General features: G+C 73.7%; 15 protein-coding genes. 10 read left to right on the top strand and 5 right to left on the bottom strand.

The genetic code is table 11. The features are described 5' to 3' along the window. Nucleotide 1: 1 nt before the first annotated feature. Genes ABD841_RS02985 through ABD841_RS02995 form a run of 3 tightly spaced genes read left to right on the top strand, consistent with a single transcriptional unit; the run spans nt 2 to nt 7,701 of the window. Nucleotides 2–2,239: a serine/threonine-protein kinase gene (locus ABD841_RS02985; RefSeq protein WP_344967570.1), complete on the top strand. Its 2,238-nt coding sequence runs from the start codon at nt 2–4 to the stop codon at nt 2,237–2,239. Further along, nucleotides 2,236–4,191: a serine/threonine-protein kinase gene (locus ABD841_RS02990; RefSeq protein ID WP_344967572.1), complete on the top strand. Its 1,956-nt coding sequence runs from the start codon at nt 2,236–2,238 to the stop codon at nt 4,189–4,191. The genes ABD841_RS02985 and ABD841_RS02990 overlap by 4 nt, the downstream gene beginning before the upstream one ends. 24 nt (nt 4,192–4,215) lie before the next feature. Next, nucleotides 4,216–7,701 (top strand): ATP-binding protein, encoded by a 3,486-nt coding sequence (locus ABD841_RS02995; protein ID WP_344967574.1) that lies wholly within the window; start codon nt 4,216–4,218, stop codon nt 7,699–7,701. An 89-nt stretch (nt 7,702–7,790) separates the two neighbouring features. Here the strand turns inward: ABD841_RS02995 and ABD841_RS03000 are convergent, their stop codons facing one another. Continuing rightward, nucleotides 7,791–8,492: a hemerythrin domain-containing protein gene (locus tag ABD841_RS03000; protein WP_344967576.1), complete on the bottom strand. Its 702-nt coding sequence runs from the start codon at nt 8,490–8,492 to the stop codon at nt 7,791–7,793. A gap of 234 nt (nt 8,493–8,726) precedes the next feature. Here ABD841_RS03000 and ABD841_RS03005 point away from each other — a divergent pair, with 234 nt between their 5' ends. From ABD841_RS03005 to ABD841_RS03015, 3 genes are all read left to right on the top strand, one after another. Then, nucleotides 8,727–10,070, top strand: a complete 1,344-nt coding sequence (locus ABD841_RS03005) for a serine/threonine-protein kinase (protein WP_344967578.1) — start codon at nt 8,727–8,729, stop codon at nt 10,068–10,070. A 351-nt stretch (nt 10,071–10,421) separates the two neighbouring features. After that, the gene (locus ABD841_RS03010; protein ID WP_344967580.1) at nt 10,422–11,201 is read left to right on the top strand and encodes an electron transfer flavoprotein subunit beta/FixA family protein; all 780 of its coding nucleotides are present in this window, start codon (nt 10,422–10,424) and stop codon (nt 11,199–11,201) included. An 18-nt stretch (nt 11,202–11,219) separates the two neighbouring features. After that, nucleotides 11,220–12,173 carry an electron transfer flavoprotein subunit alpha/FixB family protein gene (locus ABD841_RS03015; protein ID WP_344967582.1) on the top strand — a complete coding sequence of 318 codons (954 nt, stop codon included), beginning with the start codon at nt 11,220–11,222 and terminating at the stop codon, nt 12,171–12,173. A gap of 177 nt (nt 12,174–12,350) precedes the next feature. Here the strand turns inward: ABD841_RS03015 and ABD841_RS03020 are convergent, their stop codons facing one another. After that, entirely contained in the window at nt 12,351–13,550 is a 1,200-nt protein-coding gene (locus ABD841_RS03020; RefSeq protein WP_344967584.1) for an MFS transporter, read from the bottom strand. Nucleotides 13,551–13,723: 173 nt separating this feature from the next. Beyond that, a complete protein-coding gene (locus tag ABD841_RS03025; RefSeq protein WP_344967586.1) occupies nt 13,724–14,230 on the bottom strand; it encodes a TetR/AcrR family transcriptional regulator in 507 nt (168 codons plus the stop codon). Nucleotides 14,231–14,341: 111 nt separating this feature from the next. Here ABD841_RS03025 and ABD841_RS03030 point away from each other — a divergent pair, with 111 nt between their 5' ends. Further along, nucleotides 14,342–15,505, top strand: coding sequence for a cysteine desulfurase family protein (locus ABD841_RS03030; protein ID WP_344967588.1), 1,164 nt, complete (start codon nt 14,342–14,344; stop codon nt 15,503–15,505). Nucleotides 15,506–15,674: 169 nt separating this feature from the next. Here ABD841_RS03030 and ABD841_RS03035 read toward each other — a convergent pair whose 3' ends face one another. After that, nucleotides 15,675–16,721, bottom strand: a complete 1,047-nt coding sequence (locus tag ABD841_RS03035) for a DUF695 domain-containing protein (protein ID WP_344967847.1) — start codon at nt 16,719–16,721, stop codon at nt 15,675–15,677. Between the two features lie 59 nt (nt 16,722–16,780). Between ABD841_RS03035 and mnmA the strand changes: the two genes are divergently transcribed. Then, nucleotides 16,781–17,851 carry a tRNA 2-thiouridine(34) synthase MnmA gene (mnmA, locus tag ABD841_RS03040; RefSeq protein WP_344967590.1) on the top strand — a complete coding sequence of 357 codons (1,071 nt, stop codon included), beginning with the start codon at nt 16,781–16,783 and terminating at the stop codon, nt 17,849–17,851. 39 nt (nt 17,852–17,890) lie between these two features. Here mnmA and ABD841_RS03045 read toward each other — a convergent pair whose 3' ends face one another. Beyond that, a complete protein-coding gene (locus tag ABD841_RS03045; RefSeq protein WP_344967592.1) occupies nt 17,891–18,532 on the bottom strand; it encodes an MBL fold metallo-hydrolase in 642 nt (213 codons plus the stop codon). Between the two features lie 186 nt (nt 18,533–18,718). On the opposite strand from ABD841_RS03045, the gene ABD841_RS03050 reads away from it, so the two are divergent. Next, on the top strand, nt 18,719–19,723 hold the full coding sequence (locus ABD841_RS03050) for a methionine synthase (RefSeq protein ID WP_344967594.1): 1,005 nt from the start codon (nt 18,719–18,721) through the stop codon (nt 19,721–19,723). 101 nt (nt 19,724–19,824) lie between these two features. Next, nucleotides 19,825–22,005 (top strand): NAD-dependent DNA ligase LigA, encoded by a 2,181-nt coding sequence (gene ligA / locus ABD841_RS03055; protein WP_344967596.1) that lies wholly within the window; start codon nt 19,825–19,827, stop codon nt 22,003–22,005. Nucleotides 22,006–22,030 lie beyond the last annotated feature (25 nt).

The raw sequence follows: 22,030 nt of genomic DNA on the forward strand, positions 1-22,030 counted from the left end.
CATGAATCAGGATGACCGATTGGGCCCTTACCGGCTGCTCCGGCGGCTCGGTGAGGGCGGTATGGGCGTGGTTCACCTCGCCGTCGACCCGCAGGGCCGGCAGGTGGCGGTCAAGGTCCTCCGCGCCGAGGTGGCAGGTGACGACGTCGCCCGTCGCCGTCTTTCGCGTGAGGTGGAGACGATGCGGCGGGTGCGCAGCGAGCACATCGCCGAGGTCCTCGACGCCGACGTGACCGGCCACCGCCCCTACATCGTGACCCGGTACGTCCCGGGCCAGCCGCTCGACGAGCTGGTCAAGCAGGAAGGGCCGATGGAGCTGCCCGCCCTGCTGCGGGTCGCGCACGGCGTGGCCTCGGCGCTGGCCGCCGTGCACTCCGTCGGGGTCATCCACCGCGACCTCAAGCCCGGCAACGTCCTCATCCTCGACGGCCAGCCCGTCCTCATCGACTTCGGCATCGCGCAGGCCGTCGACGCCACCCGGCTGACCCAGACCGGCATGTTCATCGGCACCCCCGGCTACCTGGCGCCCGAGATCATCGAGGGTCACGAGGCCGGTCCCGAGGTCGACGTGCACGCCTGGGCGGGCACCCTGGTCTTCGCCGCCACCGGCCAGCCGCCCTTCGGCAAGGGCACGCTGGAGATGATCTTCTACAACATCACCGCGGGCAAGGCCAATGTCGACGCCGTCCCGCAGCCGCTCCAGCCGGTGCTGCGGGCGGCGCTCCAGCGCGACCCGGCCAAGCGGCCCAAGGCCGCCGAGCTGGCCGCCCACGTGGCTCGCCTGCTGCCCACCGTCCGGCCCCACGTGCCCGACGAGATCGCCACGGTCCCGCAGTTCGACGACTCCGCCCCCCGCGCCGACCACGGCCGCACGGGGGCCTCCGGCGCGCCGGCCGCCCACGGCTCCTCCGCCGGGACCGGCGTCCCGCAGGGCCACACCCCCGCCGCGCACGGCACGGGTCAGGCGGGTCCCGGCGTCCCCGGGCGGCAGGCGGCCGGGATCGACCCCGGTGACGTGCCCACCCCGGTGGCCTCCCGCCCGGCGCCCGCGCAGCCGGGCGTCTGGCCCCCGGCCCCGGCGCAGCCGCGCGAGTACGTCTCACTGCTCGGCGAGGAGCCCGACCCGGCCGCCACCCGCCGGGTGACGCCCGAGGAGCTGCGCCAGGCCGCCGCGGCCCAGAACGCCTCGCGCGACCTGCCCACCGGGCTGATGGGCCCCGAGGACGTCCCGACCCGCGCCGCCACGCCCGCGGCTCCGACCGGCGGCTCCCGGTCCGGGCCGCAGGCCGCCTCCCCGGCTCCCGCGTCGCCGGTCTCCGACGGGGACATCCCGACCCAGCGGGTCCGCCCCCAGGACCTGCAGGAGTACGTCCGCAACCACAACCGGCAGCCTCCGCAGCCGAACCACCCGCAGGCCGGCCCCTCCTACCCCGGCCCTCCGGCCCAACCGCCCTATCCGCAGCAACAGGCCCCGCACGCTCACCCGACGGCCCCGCCGCCCTACCCCTACGCGCACCAGCACCACCAGCAGTCCCCGTCCCACCAGCGGGCGCCGCAGTATCCGCAGGTCCCGCCGCAGGCCCAGTCGTCCGGCTCCTCGCCGTTCCATCCCGGCCAACGGCCGGGCCACGCCTTGCAGCGTTCCAAGGCGTACGGGGTGGCGAGCGCGCTGATGCTGGTCATCATGACGATCGCGGCCGTCGTCGCGCCGGTGCTCGTCGCCGCGGTGGCGATCCCGGCCGCGATCCTGCTGCGCGCCGCCGACATCGCCCAGCCGAGCCTCAACGCCCGCAGGCCGGCCGGCGCGGCGGCGGCCGACGTCTTCCGCGTGTTCGGCCAGCCGGGCGCGCTCGTGAAGTCGATCGGCATCACGGTGGCGCTGGTGCCGTACGCGCTGATCCTCGGCCTGCCGGTCACGCTGCTGCTGGCCGTGCTGGTCCCCGCCATGCCCGTGACCAACACGCTCAGCTGGGGTGTGGCGGTCGCGATCTGGACCGTCTGCGCCGGACCCGGCGTCGAGGGCCCCAGCCGCCAGATGCGACGTACGCTGGCATCACTGCTGCCGTCACGCGGCGCGGCCATGGTCCTGGCCGCGGTGCTGGGCGCGGTGGCGGCGCTGATGGTCTTCCTCGCGGTCGGCACCGTCGGGAAGGGCGCACGGCCGGCCGTCTGGACGCCGGTCCAGGTCGGAACGGTGGTGGACGAACTGAGTGACCTACGAAGGAAGGCCGCGGGATGACGGGGGACACGCAGGCGCCTGAGCGGCTGGGCCCGTACCGGTTGATCAGAAAGATCGGCGAGGGCGGCATGGGCGTCGTCCACCTGGGGCTCGACGAGGACGGCCGCGAAGTGGCCGTCAAGGTCCTGCACCCGCACGTGGCCGCCGACCTCAAGGCGCGCGACCGGCTCACCCGCGAGGTGGAGACCATGCGGCGCGTGCGCAGCCCGCACGTCGCCGAGGTGCTCGACGCCGAGCTCACGGCCAAACAGCCCTACATCGTGACCAGGTTCGCCCCGGGCCGCACGCTGGAGGAGATCGTCCTGGAGGACGGCCCGCTCCCCGCGGACCAGGTGATCCGGCTGGCGCGGGGCATGTGCGCGGCGCTGGTGGCGATCCACGCCGCCGACGTCATACACCGCGACTTCAAGCCGTCCAACGTGATGATCGTCGACGGCGAGCCGCTGGTCATCGACTTCGGCATCGCGCACCTGGTCAACGCGACCCGGCTGACCCAGACCGGCATGTTCGTCGGCACGCCCGGCTACCTCGCGCCGGAGATCATCCGGGACTCCGAGATCACTCAGGCGGCCGACGTGCACGCGCTGGCCTCGACGGTCTTCTTCGGCGCGACCGGCAAGCCGCCGTTCGGCACGGGCAGCTTCGAGGTCGTCTGCTTCAACATCATGGAGGGCCGGGCCAACATCGACCGGGCCCCCGCCTGGCTGCAGGGCTGGCTCAGGCGCGCCCTCGCCGTCGATCCGGCCGCCCGGCCGACCGCGGCGGAGCTGCACCGGATGGCCCGCGCCCTCGACCCGTCGGTGACGGCCTTCCACGAGACGCCGCCCGCCGGCCCCTCCGACGGCGGGACGAAGATCCTCAACACCGACGGCACCAGGATCCTCGACGGCCAGGGTCCGCCCCCGCCGCCGTCGTCGAACGGCACCCGGGTGCTGCCGCAGGACAGTTCCTACGCGGACCTGCTCCCGCCCGTGGAGTACGCCAAGCCGGAGCGGCGCGAGCGCCGCCCCGAACAGCGGCCCGATCGGCCCGGCTCGTCCGGTTCGGGTTCCCCGCCGCCCCGCGTCCCGTCGCAGCCGCCGCCCTACATCCCGGCGCCGCCCTCGGCGCAGGCCAGGGTGGCTCCGCCACCGCCCTACCCCGACCAGCGGGTCGCCGGGTACCCGGCCCCGCCGCCGACCGGTCAGGCCAGGCCGTACCCGCCGCCGCAGACCCGGCCCCGCCCGCACACCCCGCAGCCCCCGCCCGCGCCGCGCACCCCGCCGGGGGAGCGCTACCGCGCCGGCCACCCGCTGGCCGCGGTGTTGCTGCTGACGATCCTCGTGGCGCTGGCCTGCGTGCTGCCCGTCATGGTGAGCGCGTTCGCGCTGGTCGCGGCGCTCTGCCTGCGGGTGGGCGAATACCTCTTCGGCGACCTGGCCCAGCGGCGCTCCATCCGCGGCAGCAGCGCCGGCGACCCCCTGCTGGTGGTGCTCGGCACCCCGTGGGCGCTGGTCAAGGCGGTGGCCGCGACGGCGATCACCGCCCCGCTGGCCGCGATGTTCGGCATGTGTGTCTGGGGCGTCCTGGTCTACATCGGCGGCATGAAGGGAGACCCGGCCGCCGCCTACGCGGCCGGGGCGTTCGTGGCCGGGCTGTTCGTGCTGCCCGGCGGCGGCAAGCCGCGCAAGGCCGTCTCCCGCGCGCTGAGCGCGGTGATCCGCAGCCCGGGGGCGGGCATGGTGACCACGATCATCCTGGGCACGCTCGCGTTCTTCACGGTGATGGCGGCGCTGAGCATGGCCCCGTCCTTCACGCCGTGGCAGGCGCCGTCCGAGGTCGTCGAGTCGTTGAAGGACCAGTGGCGGCGGTCGGCGAACGAGGGCGCGATGGGCGTGATGGACCTCATCGGAGGCCTCTTCGACGACCTGGTCAACAGCCTCGGGCTCGGGTTCCTCACGTTCTGGAAGTGACGACTGGCTGGCGGAGGCCGGGCTGTGGACATCCGGGTGCTGGGACCCGCCGAGATCGTCGACGATGACGGGCGCCACCGGGAAGTGGGACCGCCCAAGGTCCGCATGCTGCTGGCGATCCTCGTGCTCGCCGAGGGGCGCCCGGTCTCCCCGGCCGCGATGGTCGACCGGCTCTGGGGGCGCGACGCCCCCGCCGAGGCGTCGGCCTCGCTGCACGCGTACGTCTCCAACCTGCGCCGGGTGCTGGAGCCGGACCGGCGGCCCCGCACGCCCAGCCGCCTGCTCGTGCTCGGTCCGGCCGGCTACACCCTGCGGGTCGACCCCGGGCGCATGGACGCCGTGCGCTTCCTCCGGCTCGTCGACGAGGCCGGCCGGGCCGGCGACCCGGCCGGCGTGGAGCGGGCCACCGCCGAGGCGCTGGCGCTGTGGCGGGGTGAGCCGTACGCCGACCTCGACGGCCAGGAGTACGCCGTGGCCGCCCAGGCGCGGCTGGCCGAGGCCCGCGAGCGCGCCCGCGAGCTGCGCGTGGCGGCGGTCATCGAGCAGGGCAGGCCCGCCGAGGTGCTCGGTGACCTGGAGGCGCTGACCCGCGAGCACCCGCTGCGTGAGCGGCTGTGGGGGCTGCGGGCCCTGGCGCTCTACCGGTGCGGCCGGCAGGGCGAGGCCCTCGACGCGTTGCGCGCCGCGCGCCGCGTGCTCGCCGAGGAACTGGGCGTCGACCCCGGCGAGGACCTCCGCACCCTGGAACGCGACATCCTCGCCCAGGCGCCGAGCCTGACCCTCGACCGCCCGGTGCCGACGGCGCATCTGCACGCCACCGCGCCGGCTGAGCCGCCCGCGCTGGCTGAGCCGCCTGAGCCCGCCGAACTCCCCGCAGAAGCCCACCCGGCGCCGTCCGCGGGCGGCGGCCCGGCGGCCCGGCGACGCCTGGTGGGCAGGCGGGCGGAGCTGGCCACGCTGGAGGGGGTCCTCCGCGAGGTGGCCGGGGGCGAACCGGGCTTCGTGCTGATCACCGGGGAGCCGGGCATCGGCAAGACCCGGCTCTCGGAGGAGATGGTGAGCCGGGCCCAGGCACTGGGGTTCACGGTGGCGGTGGGCCGGTGCGCGGCGACCGAGGGGGCGCCGGCCTTCTGGCCCTGGGCGACCGTGCTGGAGCGCCTGGCCGGGATGCTCCCGCCGCAGGCGCCGGAGATCCGCGACAACCTGCCCGGGGCCGGCTCGGCGACGGCGATGGACCCGGAGGGCTCCCGCTTCCGCACCTACCAGGCCGCCGCACGCGTGCTGGCCGCCGCCGCGGCCGTCAAGCCCGTCCTGGTGGTTCTGGACGACCTGCACTGGGCCGACCCGTCCTCGCTGCGGCTGCTCGGCTACCTCGCCGAGACCTTCACCGGCGGGCCGCTGGCGGTCGTCGGCACCGCCCGGGTCCAGCCGCCGCCCGAGGGTGCGCTCGCCGACGCCTTCGAGGCGCTGTCCCGCAGGCACGCGGTACGGCTCCCGCTGGCCGGGCTCTCGACCGCGGACCTCGGCGGGCTCGCCCCGGAGGGCACGTCGCCCCAGGTGCTGCGGGCGCTGCGCGACCGCAGCGACGGCAACCCGTTCTTCGTCACCGAACTGGTCCGCTACATGTCCACCGGGGCCGACCCCCGTGGCGTGCTGCCGCTGGGGGTCCGCGACGTCGTCCTGGGCCGGGTGGGGAGGCTGCCCGGCCCGTCGGCGGAGCTGCTGCCGGTCGCCGCGGTGACCGGGCGCGAGTTCGAGGCGGCCGTCGTCGCGGAGGTCGCGGACCTGACGCTCGACGAGACGCTCGACCGGCTGGAGCCCGCGCTGACCGGCGCGCTCGTCACCGAGGGGCGGCCGGGCCGCTTCCGGTTCGTGCACGCCCTGGTCCAGGAGGCGCTCCTGGACGCCGTCCCCCGGCTGCGCAGGGCCCGCCTGCACGCCAGGATCGCCGAGGCGCTGGAGACGGGGAAGGGCGGTCCGGCATCCGGGCGCCTGGCCACCGTGGCCCACCACTGGCTGCTCGCCGTGCCGGCCGGGCACGCCCCCCGGGCCTGGCGCGCCGCCCGGCGGGCCGCCCGCGAGGCGATGGGGCTGCGCGCCTACGACGTGGCGGCCGACCTGCTCGGCAGGGCGGTCGCGGTGGCCGAGGGGGATCCGGAGCTGACTCCCGCCGACCGGATGGACCTGATGCTCGCTCTCGCGGACGCCAGGCTCGGGGCCGGTGACGCTCAGGGGCAGCGTGCCCTCCTCGACGACGTCCGGCGGCTGGCCCGCGAGGTGGGCGACCGGCGGCGCCGGATCGCCGCGGCCACCGGGTTCGGTGGGCGGATCCTGCGCCCGTGGGAGGAGCACGGGCACTACGACCCCGGGCTGCTCGCCGACCTCGCCGAGCTGGCGGCCGACCCCGGGCTCGACCGCGCCTCGCGCGCGCGGGTGCTGGCCTGCCTGGCCATCGACAGCAACCACCACCCGGCGAGCACCCTCGCCGAGCGCGACCGGGTGAGCGGGGAGGCCGTCGAGCTGGCCCGCGGGGCGGGCGACCCGGTGCTGCTCGGCTGGGCCCTGCACAAGCGCTACTTCGCCCTCCAGGCTCCCGACGGCGTCCGCCAGCGGATCGCCGCCGCCGAGGAGATGGTCGCCGTCGGCCGCGCCGAGGGCGACGAGGAACTGCTCACGATCGGGCTGACCTGCCTGAGCGGCGCGCTGTTCGAGATCACGGAGATCGGCCGGGCGCGGAAGGTGCTGGAGGAGGCGACGGCCCTGGTCGAGCGGTTGCGGGTGCCGTACGTCCGGGTCATCCTCGGCTGGCTCAGGCTCAGCGCGGTGGTGCTCACCGGTGACCTCGCCGCCGCGGAGGAGCTGTTCGAGACCGTCTCCGCCGAACACCGGGCCACCTCCATGTGGGGGGCGGAGGTGAGCATCTCCGCGGGCGTGCTCCAGCTCGCGCTGGCCCGCATCCGCGCGGGGACGTTCGACGAGGAGACCCTCGACGCCCTGGGCCGGTGGGACGGGCCGCTCGCCGACGCCATCAAGGAGGCCTACGCGGCGCTGCTGGTCACCGCGGGCAGGACCGACCGGGCGCGGGAGGTCGTCGGGCCCTGGGAGAGCCAGCCGCCGATCCCCGAGGGCTTCCCGTTCCTCCACCACATCGGCATGCGCGCGGAGGTGTGGGCGCGGCTCGGCGACCGGCGGGCGTGCGCCGAACTGTACGAGCAGATCCTGCCGTACGCCGACCGGATGGCCATGAGCGGGCTCAGCACGATGCAGTGGCCGCTCAGCCGGTCGCTGTGCCTGCTCGCGCGGGCGCTGGGCGACCTCGACGCGGCGGCCGAGCACGGCGAGCACGCGCTGGCGGTGTCCGTCGCGATGGACGCCCACGACCTGGTCGCCCCGGTCGCCGCCGACCTGGCCGGGATCAGACGCTCCCGCGGCGGCCCCGGTGACGCCGCCCGCGCCGCCGAGCTCGACGTCCTCGCCGCGAGGGCGCGGCCGGGGCGGTCCGGGGGGTAGGCCACCGCGGGGCGGTCCGGGGGCCGGCGGATCGTGGGGCCGTCCGTGCGGGGGGCCGGCGGGTGGCGCGGTCGCCCGTGCGGGGGCGGTCAGCCCCACAGGTAGGCCATGCGCCTGCGGTAGCGTCCCTTGACCAGCTTGCCGAGCAGCGCCAGCTCCTTCGGAGCCGACCTGCGCAGGTGCTCCTCGACCTCCGGCGGGAGGTCGAAGGTGATCCACGCGACCAGCTTGATCATGCCGGTCAGGCCGTACTCCTTCTGGATGTCCTTGTGGCCCTGGGCGTCCTCCTCCGGTGTGATGTGAGCCATCATCAGCGGGATGCCCTCGGTCTCCTCGTGGGCCAGGTGGGCGCCCAGGGTGTCGGCCAGTGAGCGGAGCGCGGTGGCCAGCCGGGTGCGGCCCTCCTCGGTCGGGGCCCGGTCGAACGCCGCGAAGGCGCTCTCGCTCTCCCGGATCCACCGGTCGGCCTCCTGGTGCTCGGCCTCCAGCGCGTCGATCGTCTCGATCGCCTCGGGCGCCCGCTCCCGGAGGCGGGGCCAGACCGTCTTGTCCTCCGCGGTGTGGTGGTGGTGCAGGACGAGCAGCACCCACGCCAGGTGCTCGGCCAGGGCGCGGATGCGCCGGCGGTCGTCGAGCCGCACCTGGCAGACCGCGGTGAGCAGGCGGCCGAGGTCACGGCGGAAGCCGAAGTGGGCCAGATACATGTTCGTCATGTCGAGCGGGCCGGGGACGGCCGCGGCCTGGCCGGGGAGTCTGATCTGCGGGACGTCGGGGTGGTGTGCGGTCGGCATGGCCTCTCCTTCGGCGAGGGTTCACGGGAACGGCGATGACAGGGTCACGTCGAGCGCTTGGCCGATCCTTGGGGATCGGGACCAAGGCGATCCCAAGTCCGGTTACGGGTAGTGAGTGAAGGGAAACGTCTAGCTTGCATCCCGTGTCCTCAGATGAGGGTTTTTCGTGCCGCCGTGCCGTGCGGGATCGCCCGTGCTGCGGCACGATGGAGGGGACAGGCCGGAAGGAGTCGCATGGTTGCGCCGGACGGTGAACGTCTCGGGCCGTATCGCCTGCTGTCGAAACTCGGAGCGGGAGGCTTCGGTGAGGTCCACCTCGCGTTGGACCCCGGGGGGCGCACGGTGGCGGTCAAGATCCTGCACCCCCACGTCGCGGCCGACGAGACCGCCCTGACCCGGTTGGCCCGCGAGGTGGAGACCATGCGGCGGGTGCGGGGCCCGTACGTCGCCGAGGTCCTGGACGCCTCGCTGCAGGGGGCGCGGCCCTACCTGGTCACCCGTTACGTCCAGGGCCGTCCGCTGAGCACGGTGGTCGCCGCCGAAGGGCCGGTCTCGGGCGACGACCTCGTGCGCCTGGCGCGGGGGCTGGCGGAGGCCCTGGTCGCGGTGCACGCCGCCGGGGTCGTCCACCGTGACCTCAAGCCCGCCAACGTGATCCTGGCCGACGGCGAGCCGGTCGTCATCGACTTCGGCATCGCCTGCGCCCTCGACTCGCCCTCGGTCACCGCGTCCGGGACGGTCCTGGGCACACCCGGCTACCTGGCGCCCGAGGTGCTGGAGGACACCGGCTCCGGTCCCGAGTCCGACGTCTTCTCCTTCGGGGCCACGCTGGCCTTCGCGGCCACGGGACGCCACCCGTACGGCACGGGCCCGGCCTCGGCGGTCGGCTACCGCGTGGTGCACCACCCTCCCGACCTGGACGGTGTGCCCGGCTGGCTGGGGCCGCTGCTGGAGGAGTGCCTGCTGCGCGACCCCGCGGCCCGGCCGGACGCCGCCACGCTCCTGGAACGGCTGGACGCCGCCGCCCCGGCCGTCCCGGTGGAGCCCGCGCGGGCCCGCCCGGCCTTCTCGGCCTTCTCCGCTGCCGCCCCGGCCGTCACCCGCGACCCGGCCGAGCCCCGCGTGCCCGGTCCGGCCGCCCCCGCCGCGGACCCGGCGCCGCCCGCCGCCGACACCGGTGTGCACGGTCTCACCACCCGGCAGTGGCTGCCCGGCCGGCGCCCGCCGCGGGAGAAGCCCTCGCCGCAGGAGGCGTTCGAGCGCCGCAGGGCGGTCGTGCACCGCCGCTGGGTCATCGGCACCGGCCTGCTCGTCTCCCTCATGGCGGCCACGGCCAGGGAGCCGCTGCCCGAGCTGTCACTGCTGCTGCTGGTCACCTACGGCTCGGCGATGCTCGTCGACGGCGGCGTCGCACTGTTCGCCCGTCGCGACCGGCGCCGCATGATCCTCGACCTGTCCGCCGTGGCCGGGACCGTGGCGCTGTGGGCCGCCCTCAGCGCGTTCTTCAGCACGCTCACCCTGGCGCTCGCGCTGGGGACCGTCCTGTTCGTCATCGTGGCGATCCTGGTGGGCAGCTGAGTGCTTCTGCGGGGGAAGGGCCGCCTCCGGGGTCCGTCCCGATGGCCGGAACCCGCACGCCGAGACCGGAATATAGTTCGGTATGGTGGGGAGGGAAGCCCTCCGGGTGGTCGCCGCTCGCCGGTGCAAGCCGCGCGAGCTGGTGGTTTGCACCTAAGCTACCCATGGGTAACATGACTGCGGGAGGCCGGGCGGGTTCCGTCCCGATCAGGCCACCCGCTGTCACACCGCCCTCGGGCACCTGGCAGTCTTGGCACCACGTGCACGTGCCCCGCGTGCGCGTACCGAGCATCCGACGCCGACCGCAGCGACGCGGCGGCGTACGCGAACACGGGAGGTCGGCCACCGGCCATGAACATCGTCGTCTGCGTGAAGCAGGTCCCCGACACGGCGACCGAGCGCAAGCTGAGGTCCGATGACAAGACGCTCGACCGTGACGCCTCCGACGGCGTCATCAACGAGCTGTGCGAATACGCGGTCGAGGCGGCACTCAAGTTGAAGGAGGCCCACGGTGGTGAGGTGACCGTCCTCACCATGGGCCCCGACAAGGCGAGCGACACCATCCGCAAGGCCCTGGCCCTGGGCGCCGACAAGGCCGTCCACCTGGTCGACGACGCCCTGCACGGCTCGGACGCCCTGGGCACCTCCTACGCCCTGGCGCAGACGCTCAAGAAGATCGGGTTCGACCTGGTCGTGCTCGGCTCCGAGTCGACGGACGCCCGCACCGGCATCCTGGCCGCCATGCTGGCCGAGCGCCTCGGCGTCCCGCAGCTCACCTTCGCCAAGAAGGTCGAGGTCACCGGCGGCAGCATCAGCATCGAGCGCGTCACCGACTACGGCTACGACAGGATCGAGGCCTCGCTGCCCGCCGTCGTCTCCGTCGTCGAGAAGATCTACGACCTGCGTTACCCCTCGTTCAAGAACATCATGGCCGCCAAGAAGAAGCCGGTGGAGAAGCTCGGCGTCGCCGACGCCGAGATCGACACCGCCCAGGTCGGCCTGGCCGCCTCCTGGAGCGAGGTCGTCGACTTCGCCGCGGCCCCGCCGCGCGCGGCCGGCACGATCGTCAAGGACGAGGGCGACGGCGGCGTGAAGATCGCCGACTTCCTCGCGTCGAAGAAGTTCGTCTGAGAACGGGGGCTAGCTGAGATGTCTGAGATTCTCGTTCTGGTCGAGCACGTCGAGGGCCAGGTCAAGAAGGTCACGCTGGAGCTGCTGACGCTGGCCAGGAAGCTCGGCACGCCGTCGGCCGTCTGGGCGGGCGCCGGTTACTCACCCGAGGCCAAGGCCAGGCTCGCCGAGCACGGCGCGGAGAAGATCTACGTCGCCGACTCCGCCGAGATCAGCGACTACGTCGTCGCTCCCAAGGCCGAGCTGCTGGCCCAGCTCGTCGCCGAGAAGGCCCCGGCCGCGGTGCTCGTCGCCGCCACCGCGGAGGCCAAGGAAGTCGCCGGTCGCCTCGCCATCAAGATCGACTCCGGGGTGCTCACCGACGTCGTGGGCGTCGAGGACGGCCTGGTCGCCGAGCAGTCCATCTTCGGCGGCGGGATCAACGTCCGCTCGCGCGTGACCAAGGGCACCCCGATCATCGCGGTCCGCCCGAACGCCACGCCGGTCGAGGCCGCCGCGGGCGCGGGCGCCGAGGAGCAGGTCACCGTCGCCGTCTCCGACGTGGCCAAGGCCGCCCGGATCGCCGAGCGGGTCAAGGAGGAGAAGGGCGCCCGCCCGGAGCTGACCGAGGCCGTGATCGTGGTCTCCGGCGGCCGGGGCGTGGGCTCGGCGGAGAAGTTCGGGCTCATCGAGGAGCTGGCCGACTCCCTCGGCGCGGCGGTCGGCGCCTCCCGCGCCGCCACCGACGCCGGCTTCTACCCCCACGAGTTCCAGGTCGGCCAGACCGGCAAGACCGTCTCGCCGCAGCTCTACATCGCGGCGGGCATCTCCGGCGCCATCCAGCACCGGGCCGGCATGCAGACCGCCAAGACGATCGTCGCCATCAACAAGGACGACGAAGCGCCGATCTTCGAGTTCGTCGACTTCGGCGTCGTGGGTGACCTGCACAGCGTCGTCCCGCAGCTCATCGACGAGATCAACAAGCGCAAGTGATCCGGTGGTCCGGCGGCCCGGACGGGCCCGCCGGACCGTGAGAAGACGGCGCCGCACTGCCGTGCGGCGCCGTCTTCCGTCGTGGGGTACGGTTCTTCGCCGTGGGAACCGCCGCCCGTCGGCCGGGGCGGGTCCCGCCGGACCCTCGGGCGCCTGTGCCGGGCCCTCGGGCGCCTGTCAGGCGGCCATCGACAGCTCGGGCCGCGGCGCGTCGGCCGGGGCCGCGAGCGTCCGGGGCCGGGGCACGAACCTGGCGATCACCGCGATCAGGAGGCTGAGCACGACGGCGATGGCGAGCCCGGCCCGGAGCGTGGCCAGATCGGAGAGGAAACCGATGATCACCGGGCCGAGGAGCAGGCCCGCGTAGCCCATCGCGCCGGTCTGGGCGACGGCCGGACCCGGGTTGGCGGTCGCGCTGCCCGCCAGGGACAGGGCCATCGGCGAGACCGTCGACACGGCGACGCCCACGAACAGCATGGCCGACAGGGCCACCGCGGTCGTCGAGGCTGTGATGACCACGCCGAAGGTGACGGCGGTGGCGAGCCCCGAGGCGGCGATCATGCCACGGGCGCCGAAGCGGGTCCGGACGCGGTCTCCGGCGAGGCGGCCGACCAGCATGCCCGCCTCGAAGATCGGATAGCCGAGGGCGGCCACCGCTTCCGGCGCTCCGAGCACGTCACGCATGTACAGGCCGTTCCAGTCGGCGATCGTGCCCTCGACCATGAACGCGCAGAAGGCGATCACACCGAGCAGGTAGACGACCGGCGGCATCCGGTGCGCCGCCGCCGGCGCACCGCTCCCGCGGCTCGCGGCCACCGCCGGGTCGGGCAGGTAGGTGCGGCTGAGGAGGACCACGATGGGGAGCGCGACCAGGGCGATCAGGGTCAGGTGGACCGTGACCGAGAGCCCGGCCGTGATCGCCGCGGTGCCCAGCAGACCGGCGGAGATCGCGCCCGCGCACCACCCGGCGTGCATGCCGTTCATCAGCGGACGGCCGTAGGCGCGCTCGACCGTCGAACCCTGCGCGTTCATCGCGACGTCCACCGCGCCGAACGCCATGCCGAACAGGGCACTGGCGACCAGCAGCAGCGGGAACGTCGGCACCACCGCCAGCAGGGCCAGCGTGACGGCGGTCAAGGGAGCGGCGACCCGCAGGATGCTCCGGCTGCCGAAGCGCGTCATCACCCCGCGCATCGACTGCATGGCGACGAGCGCTCCCAGCCCCCACACGAGGAGGGCGAGACCGACCGACGCCTCGGAGAGGCCGAGCTTGTCGGAGAGCGCGGGAAGGCGCACGGTCATCGATCCGCACATCAGTCCGGCGAGCACGAATGTGAGAACCGCTCCGGTTCGAGCCGTCCTCAGGTCGCGGGTCATTGTTCTGTCCCTTCAATGAATGTTTTGGTAACCGCTAAGAGGGCACACCAAATGCGGTCGCTTCCGCGCGCGCGGAAGCGACCACCAATCGGGTGAGATGAATGCGCCCGGAAAACGGGCGTGTCGTCATGCCGGATCCCGCCGGTCGAGCGGGTGGCCCGCCGGGCGGGTCGCTAGCCGGGCAGCAGGGCGAGCAGGCGCCGTTTCAGCTCGGCGTAGCGCTCGTCGTCATAGAGACCGGGGTCGTGGGTCGCCACGTCCCACAGCCCCTCGCAGGCCAGGCGCACGATCTGCGCCGCCCCCGGGTCCGGCTCGTGGTCGAGCCCCTCGCGATGCCAGCGGGCCATCGCCTCGCGTAGCGGCGTCAGCAGGTAGAGGTTGCCGGAGGCTCCGGTGACCACCGCCCAGCGCCGCAGCCGGCCGCTCTGCACGGCGGCGAAGGTGGCCGCCAGGTAGTTCTTGGTGTAGGTCTCCTGGCCCTGGGCCGCGATGAGCTCGTCGAACTCCTCGATCAGCCGCTCGACCATGCCCTTGATGAGGGCTTCCTTGGTGTTGAAATGGTAAAGGAGGCCGCCCTTGCTGCATCCCGCACGCTCGGCCACGGCCGTCAGGGTGAGCGCCGCAGAGCCCTGGTCGCAGAGGAGGTCCTCTGCGGCATCCAGCAGCTCTTCGCGTCTCATGACCCTTACTGTACCGTCCGGACGGTACAGTAGTCAACCGGGGGTAAGGCCCGTGCCGGGCACGGATACCCTAAAGATGCTGAAAAGAGAGCTGGGGAGGGGAGTGCGGCCGTGAAGTCCGCCTATCTCGATCACGCGGCGACCACGCCGATGCTTCCCGAAGCCATCGAGGCGATGACGGCCCAACTCGGCCGGGTCGGCAACGCGTCCTCCCTGCACAGCGCCGGCCGCCGCACCCGCCAGGTGGTGGAGGAGTCGCGCGAGACCATCGCGGCCGCGCTCGGCGCCCGGCCGAGCGAGGTGGTCTTCACCTCGGGCGGCACCGAGGCCGACAACCTCGCGGTCAAGGGGCTTTACTGGGCCCGCCGCGTCCGGGGCGCCACCCGCATCCTGATCAGCACGGTCGAGCACCACGCCGCCCTGGATCCCGCGCACTGGCTGGGCGACCACCAGGGGGCGACCGTCGAGATGCTCCCGGTCGACGAGCTCGGCCGGGTGCACCCGCAGACTCTCCGCGAGGCCGTCGAGCGCGACCCGGAGAGCGTCGCCCTGGTCAGTGTCATGTGGGCCAACAACGAGGTCGGCACCGTCCAGCCGATCCGGGCGCTCGCCGAGATCGCCCACGAACACGGCATCCCGTTCCACACCGACGCGGTCCAGGCCGTCGGCCAGCTCCCCGTCGCCTTCGCCGACTCGGGGGTCGACGCGCTGACGATCTCCGGTCACAAGGTCGGCGGCCCGATGGGGGTCGGCGCGCTGCTGCTGGCCCGGGGCGTGGACCCGGTGCCGGTGCTGCACGGCGGCGGCCAGGAGCGCGACGTGCGCTCCGGCACGCTCGACACCCCCGCCGTCGCCGGTTTCGCCGTGGCCGTGCAGACCGCGGTGGCCCGCCAGGCCGAGACCGCCGCCCGGCTGGCCGAACTCCGCGACGACCTGATCCACAGGGTCCGCCGGGCCGTGCCCGACGTGATCCTCAACGGTGACCCGGTCGACCGGCTTCCCGGCAACGCGCACTTCTCCTTCCCCGGCTGCGAGGGCGACGCCCTGCTCATGCTCCTGGACGCCAAGGGCGTGGAGTGCTCGACCGGCTCGGCCTGCTCCGCGGGGGTGGCCCAGCCCTCCCACGTCCTGCTCGCCATGGGCGCCGACGCGGTCCGCGCGCGCGGCTCGCTGCGCTTCTCCCTCGGCCACACCTCCACCGAGGAGGACGTCGACCGGCTCGCCGACGTCATCGGTCACGTTGTGGAGCGGGCCCGCCGCGCCGGGCTCACCTGACCCGGCGCGGGGAGCCCCTGCCGGAGAAGGCGGGGCGTTCATACCGGCGAGGACGAGAGACTCGCGCGGGAGGGTGAGGCGCCCAGTCCGGGAAAACGGGAAGCCCGGCCCGGGGCGAGAGGCTCAGGCCGGGAAGGGTGAGCGGTTCAGGCAGGGAAAGGCGAGAGGCTCAGGCCAGGAAGGGCGAGACGGCGACCCAGCCGGGGTCGCTCGCCACGTCCACCCGGGGCCGGCCCTCCTCCCAGCTCACGATGAGCTCCTTGGCGTGAATGGCCGCCTCGCCCCGCGGGTCGGCGTAGACGTGCAGCACCCGCTGGCCCTCGGCGCTCATGTGCGCGGCGAGGACCGCGCTGCCGTTCAGCCTGCTGATCCGCCCGGCCAGCCGCTCCTCGAAGTCGCGCAGCGCCTCCAGCGACGGACCGATGGGCAGACCCTCGGCGTCGCGGTGCGCGTACGGCAACGTGACGGCGATGTGCTGGTCGAACAGCGGGTAGTCGACGGGGCGGAGTGGGTAACGGGTGGTGGCGATCAGGCGGGCGCCGTTCCCGGTCTCGCCCTCCATAAGCGCCCACTGCTCGTCCCGGTAGCCGGAGGCGAGGTCGGCGACCACGCTGGGCAGGTGCACGGCGGGCACCGCGTCCATCGGCTCGACCGCGGCGGCGGAGATGTCGCCGACCCAGCGGGCCACGTCGTCCTCGCCGAGCAGCCAGTCGAGGGCGAGCAGCGCGGCCTCGGTGCGGGTCTCCTCGTCCAGGAGAGTGAAGATCGGGTGGTAGGCCACCACGTCGACGCGCGGGTTGCCGTGCGGGGCGCGCAGCCCGAGCGTGAGCTTGTCCAGCGCGAACTCGTAGCCGCCCACGTCGATCGTCAGATCCATCGCCTGCGGGTTGGCCCGTCGTGACGGATGGAACTCCCAGAGCCGGTCGGCGGGCGGCGCGGCGGCGGCCCAGCGGTGTGCGGTGGGGCGCAGCTCCGGATCGCCCGCGCAGGTGACCACTAGGGCCTGGTCGGCCCGGAGCCCGGGGGCGATCTCCCACACCAGTGACGGGTGGACCACCAGCACCGCGGGACCGATCCACTCGGCCAGCCGCTCGGCCTCGCCGGCGGCCACCATGGCGTCCAGCTCCGGCCTCGCCTCGGCCCACCATGCCCAGAATTCGGCGATCCCGTCGGCCGGGTCGGCGGGGGGCTCGTTCTTGCGCCCGAACAGTCGCATGGTCACGGATTCTCCCAGCCCGACGGGGCGCTCGCCAACGCGGGTACGCTCAAGGTGTTATGAGTCTTCGTGTGCTTGCCGCCATGTCCGGCGGCGTCGACTCCGCCGTGGCGGCGGCCCGCGTCGCCGAGGCGGGCCATGACGTCACCGGCGTCCATCTGGCCCTCTCCGCCAACCCCCAGTCCTATCGGACCGGTGCCCGCGGGTGCTGCACGATCGAGGACTCACGGGACGCCCGCCGGGCCGCCGATGTCATCGGCATCCCCTTCTACATCTGGGACATGGCCGAGCGCTTCCACCGCGACGTCGTCGAGGACTTCGTCAGCGAGTACGCCGCCGGGCGCACGCCCAACCCGTGCCTGCGCTGCAACGAGAAGATCAAGTTTGCGGCGGTGCTCGACCGGGCCCTGGCTCTCGGCTTCGACGCGGTGGTCACCGGGCACCACGCGCGGCTCGTCGACGGCGTGCTGAGCCGCAGCCCCGACGAGGGCAAGGACCAGTCGTACGTCCTCGGCGTGCTCACCAGGGAGCAGCTCAGGCACGCGCTCTTCCCGCTGGGCGACTCCACCAAGGCCCAGGTGCGCGAGGAGGCCGCGCGGCGCGGCCTGATGGTCGCCGACAAGCCCGACAGCCACGACATCTGCTTCATCGCCGACGGCGACACCCGAGGCTTCCTGGCCGATCGTCTCGGCACGGAGCCGGGCCCGATCGTCGACGAGTCGGGCGAGGTCGTCGGCAGCCACGAGGGCGCCTACGGCTTCACCGTCGGCCAGCGCAAGGGTCTGCGCATCGCCCGCCCGGCCCCTGACGGCCGCCCGCGCTACGTGCTGTCCATCGAGCCGGTCTCCAACACGGTCACCGTCGGCCCGCGCTCGTCCCTGCAGGTCACCAGCATCGTCGCCACGCGCCCGATCTGGAACGGCCCGGTGGACGAGCCGCGCGAGCCGCTGGCCTGCACGGTGCAGCTCCGCGCCCACGGTGAGGTGTACGGCTGCCGCGCGCAGGTCTCCGGCGACGAGCTCCACATCACGCTCGACGCCCCCGCGACGGGGGTCGCCGCGGGCCAGGCGGCGGTGCTGTACGCCGGCGACACCGTGATCGGCTCGGCCACGATCGCCGCCGCCTCCTGACGGTGCCGCGGGAGCCCGCCGGGCCGGGCCCTCCGGGAGCTAGGGAAGGGTCACCGACTCGCCGGGTGCGAGGCGGCGTATCTCGGCCTTCTGCTTGTCGGCCTCCATGCCCAGCCAGGTGTCGATCAGGCCGAGCCCGATGTCGTTGAGCAGGCCGTCGTGGGTCGAGAACGCGCGGGCGGGGCGCACCCGGCGGAGATATTCGATCACCTCGTACCCCTTCAGCCACGGCGCGTTGGTCGGCACCAGGAGGGTGGGCACCTCGACCCCCGGCGGGGTGAGCGCGTCGCCCGGGTAGAAGACCTCCTCGTCCACCAGGAAGCCGACGTTGCGCACGATCGGCATGTCCGGGTGGTTCGGGGCGTGCCACTCGCCGACGGTCCTCACCGCGAAACCGGCCGTCTCGAAGGCGTCGCCGTCGCGTACCACCTGGACCTTGGCCGGGACGCCGGCCAGGGTGGCCGCCACGCTCTCGTTGGTCCAGATCTCCAGTGACGGGTCGGCCTCGGCCGCGCGGCGCAGCCGGTCGGCGTCCACGTGGTCGAAGTGCTCGTGGGTGATGAGAACGGCGCGCGCCCCGTCCAGCGTGGACTCTCCGCTGAAGGAGCCGGGGTCGATCACCAGGACGGAACCGTCCTTCTCAAGGCGGACGCACGCGTGCCCGAACTTCGTGAGCTTCATCACCCCAGCATATTGAGAGCTTGATCTCCCGTGCCTCGGGGGCGGCGCCCCCGAGGCACGGGAGATCCGCCATCCGAAGCCGAAGGCCGGCAAGCCACCGGCGAGCGGCGGAGCACGGATCTCCCTCCTGCTCCGTGGTTTCCTCGCTCCGCGAGGCGGTTCCCGGCGGGCCCTAAGCTGGCTCCCGTGACAGGATTTACGTGGGACGAGGCCACCTCGACCGGCATCGGGTCGCATCCGGGGGAAGACCACACGGAGGCGATCAAGGTCGTCCTCGGGGAGTCCCCCCAGCTGCCGTACCTGCCGGAGCTGCCCGCCCGCGGCGTCGGCGCCGACATGATCGGGCGCACCGCGTCGCTCCTGGTGGATCTGCCGGTGGAGGTCCAGCCGTCAGGGTGGCGGTTCACCGACCGGCCGGGGCGCGACCTCAAGCGCGCCCGTGACCACCTCGTGCGCGACCTCGACGCACTGGAGGAGGCCGCCCAGGGGTACGAGGGCCCCTTCAAGATCCAGGTATGCGGGCCGTGGACACTGGCCGGGGCGGTCGAGCTCAAGTACGGCGACAAGACGCTCGCCGACTCCGGGGCGGTGCGCGACCTGGTGGAGTCGCTGGCCGAGGGGATCGCCGCGCACCTGGCCGACCTGCGCCGCAGGCTGCCGGGCGTCTCGGAGGTCGTGGTCCAGGTCGACGAGCCCGGCCTGCCGGGCGTGCTCGCCGGCACGGTGCCCACCGCCTCCGGCTTCGGCCGGCTGCCCGCGGTCGACGCCCAGGTCGCCGCCGAGTGGCTCGGGGCCGTGCTCCCCGCCGGGGCCTTCCCGGTGGTGCACTGCTGCGCCCCCGGCGTCCCCTTCGGCGTCCTGCGCAAGGCGGGCGCCAGGGGTGTCTCGCTGGACGCGTCCCTGCTGGCGCGGCGCGACGAGGACGCGATCGGCGAGGCCGTCGAGGCCGGCACGGCGCTCTTCCTGGGGGTCGTGCCCGGGGTGGACACCCGGCTGCCCGACGTCGGCGTGATCGCCAAGCCCGCCGTCGAGCTCTGGCGCCGCCTCGGCTTCCCCTCGGCCACGCTGGCCTCGCAGGTGGTTCTCACCCCCGCGTGCGGCCTCGCCGGGGCCTCGCCCGGTTACGCCAGGGCCGCCCTGGCCGCCTGTCGCAAGGCCGCCCGCGTGCTGCGGGAGGACCCCGGCGAGTGATGTCGCCGGGGCTCTCCCATCTCCGGGTAAGGCCGGGCAACAATGTCGGTGCGCGGCGATAGCGTTGCCTTGGTCTTCGAGGAAAAGAGGAGAGCCGGGCGATGAGCGCTGAGGTCGAGGGTGTGCCGGTGGCGGCGTTGGAGCGGCACGCGGAGCTGACCGAGTTGGTCGAGGAGGCCAACTGGCGCTACTACGTGCTCGACGCGCCCACCGTGAGCGACGCGCAGTACGACACGTGGATGGGTGAGCTGCGCAAGCTGGAGGAGGAGAACCCGACCCTCCGCACGCCCGACTCGCCCACGCAGAAGGTCGGCGCGCCGATCTCCAGCGAGTTCGCCCCGGTGGCCCACCTGCAGCGCATGGAGAGCCTCGACAACGCCTTCAACGCCGACGACCTGGCCTCCTGGCAGGCGCGGGCCGAGCGGCTGGCCGAGCGCGACCCCGGGCCCTACCTGTGCGAGCTGAAGATCGACGGCCTGGCGGTCTCGCTGCTCTACGAGAAGGGCCGGCTGGTCCGGGGGGCGACCCGGGGCGACGGCCGTGTGGGTGACGACGTGACGGCCAACGTGCGCACGATCGCCAACATCCCGCACCGCCTGACCGGCGACGACGTGCCCGACCTGGTCGAGGTCCGCGGCGAGGTCTACATCCCGGTCGCCGACTTCGGGAAGCTCAACGAGCAGCTGGTCGAGGCGGGCAAGGCGCCGTTCGCCAACCCGCGCAACTCGGCCGCGGGCTCGCTCCGCCAGAAAGACCCGCGGATCACCGCGCAGCGCCCGCTCCGCATGATCGTCCACGGGGTCGGCAAGTGGGAGGGCGCCGCCGCGCCCCGCACCCAGTCGGAGGTCTACGACCGGCTCAGGGAGCTGGGCCTGCCCGTCAGCGACCTGTACCGCGTCGTCGACGACCTCGACGGCATCAACGGCTTCATCGAGTTCTACCGCGAGCACCGCCACGACCCGGCCTACGAGATCGACGGCGTCGTGGTCAAGGTCGACCGCATCGAGATCCAGCGCAACCTGGGCTCCACCAGCCGGGCGCCGCGCTGGGCGATCGCCTACAAATACCCGCCGGAGGAGGTCAACACCAAGCTCCTCGACATCCAGGTGGGGGTCGGGCGCACCGGCCGCGTCACGCCGTACGGCGTCATGGAGCCCATCGTGGTGGCCGGGTCGAGGGTCGAGCGGGCCACGCTGCACAACGCCTCCGAGGTCGCGCGCAAGGGCGTGCTGATCGGCGACACCGTGGTGCTGCGCAAGGCGGGCGACGTCATCCCCGAGATCGTCGGGCCGGTCGCCGACCTGCGCGACGGCACCGAGCGGCCGTTCGTGATGCCCACCCACTGTCCCGAGTGCGGCACCGAGCTGGCCTACGAGAAGGAGGGCGACGCCGACCTGCGCTGCCCCAACACCCGCGCCTGCCCCGCCCAGCTCCGTGAGCGGATCTTCTTCGCCGCCGGGCGCAGGGCGTTCGACGTCGAGGGCCTGGGCTACGTGGCGGCCACCGCGCTGACCCAGCCGCTGCCGCCGCAGGAGCCCCCGGTCCGCACCGAGGCCGACCTGTTCGACCTGACGATCGACCGGTTGCTGCCGATCAGGTCGGTGGTGCGCGATCTCGACACCGGCCTGCCCAAGACCGACCCGGAGACCGGCGAGCCGAAGGTCGTCACCTTCTTCGCCAACCAGAACGGTGAGCCGAGCAAGAACGCCGAGAAGATGCTGGAGGAGCTGGAGAAGGCCAAGAGCCAGCCCGTCTGGCGGGTGCTGGTGGCGCTCTCCATCCGGCATGTCGGCCCTCCGACGGCCCAGGCCATCGCCGCCGAGTTCCGCTCCATCCCCGCGATCGCGAAGGCCTCCGAGGAGGAACTGGCCGCCGTCGAGGGCGTCGGCCCGCGCGTGGCCGCGGCGATCCGCGAATGGTTCGAGGCCGACTGGCACCGCGAGATCATCCGCCGGTGGGAGGCCGCGGGCGTCCGGATGGTCGACGATCCGCCGTCCGAGCAGCTCCCGCAGACCCTGGCCGGGCTGACCTTCGTGGTGACCGGCACGCTGTCGGGCTTCACCCGCGACGAGGCCGGCGAGGCCCTGGCGAGCCGGGGCGGCAAGGTCTCCGGCTCGGTGTCGAAGAAGACCTCGTTCGTGGTGGTGGGCGAGAACGCCGGGTCCAAGTTCGACAAGGCGGTCAAGCTCGGTGTGCCGATCCTCGACGAGGAGGGCCTGCGCGTTCTGCTGGCCGAGGGGCCCGAGGCCGCGGCCGCGCTCACGGTCAAGCCCGAGGAGTGACGAGCCGTCCCGGTGCCCTGTCATG

The organism is Streptosporangium fragile (assembly GCF_039534445.1).
Taxonomy (GTDB): domain Bacteria; phylum Actinomycetota; class Actinomycetes; order Streptosporangiales; family Streptosporangiaceae; genus Streptosporangium; species Streptosporangium fragile.

What these genes read in the sequence shown, in the direction of transcription:
- ligA (WP_344967596.1), top strand. Translation starts at nt 19,825, where the DNA reads ATGAGCGCTGAGGTCGAGGGTGTGCCGGTGGCGGCGTTGGAGCGGCAC.
- ABD841_RS03025 (WP_344967586.1), bottom strand. Translation starts at nt 14,230, where the DNA reads ATGAGACGCGAAGAGCTGCTGGATGCCGCAGAGGACCTCCTCTGCGAC.
- ABD841_RS03015 (WP_344967582.1), top strand. Translation starts at nt 11,220, where the DNA reads ATGTCTGAGATTCTCGTTCTGGTCGAGCACGTCGAGGGCCAGGTCAAG.
- ABD841_RS03035 (WP_344967847.1), bottom strand. Translation starts at nt 16,721, where the DNA reads ATGCGACTGTTCGGGCGCAAGAACGAGCCCCCCGCCGACCCGGCCGAC.
- ABD841_RS02990 (WP_344967572.1), top strand. Translation starts at nt 2,236, where the DNA reads ATGACGGGGGACACGCAGGCGCCTGAGCGGCTGGGCCCGTACCGGTTG.
- ABD841_RS03000 (WP_344967576.1), bottom strand. Translation starts at nt 8,492, where the DNA reads ATGCCGACCGCACACCACCCCGACGTCCCGCAGATCAGACTCCCCGGC.
- ABD841_RS03005 (WP_344967578.1), top strand. Translation starts at nt 8,727, where the DNA reads ATGGTTGCGCCGGACGGTGAACGTCTCGGGCCGTATCGCCTGCTGTCG.
- ABD841_RS03020 (WP_344967584.1), bottom strand. Translation starts at nt 13,550, where the DNA reads ATGACCCGCGACCTGAGGACGGCTCGAACCGGAGCGGTTCTCACATTC.
- mnmA (WP_344967590.1), top strand. Translation starts at nt 16,781, where the DNA reads ATGAGTCTTCGTGTGCTTGCCGCCATGTCCGGCGGCGTCGACTCCGCC.
- ABD841_RS03045 (WP_344967592.1), bottom strand. Translation starts at nt 18,532, where the DNA reads ATGAAGCTCACGAAGTTCGGGCACGCGTGCGTCCGCCTTGAGAAGGAC.
- ABD841_RS02985 (WP_344967570.1), top strand. Translation starts at nt 2, where the DNA reads ATGAATCAGGATGACCGATTGGGCCCTTACCGGCTGCTCCGGCGGCTC.
- ABD841_RS03010 (WP_344967580.1), top strand. Translation starts at nt 10,422, where the DNA reads ATGAACATCGTCGTCTGCGTGAAGCAGGTCCCCGACACGGCGACCGAG.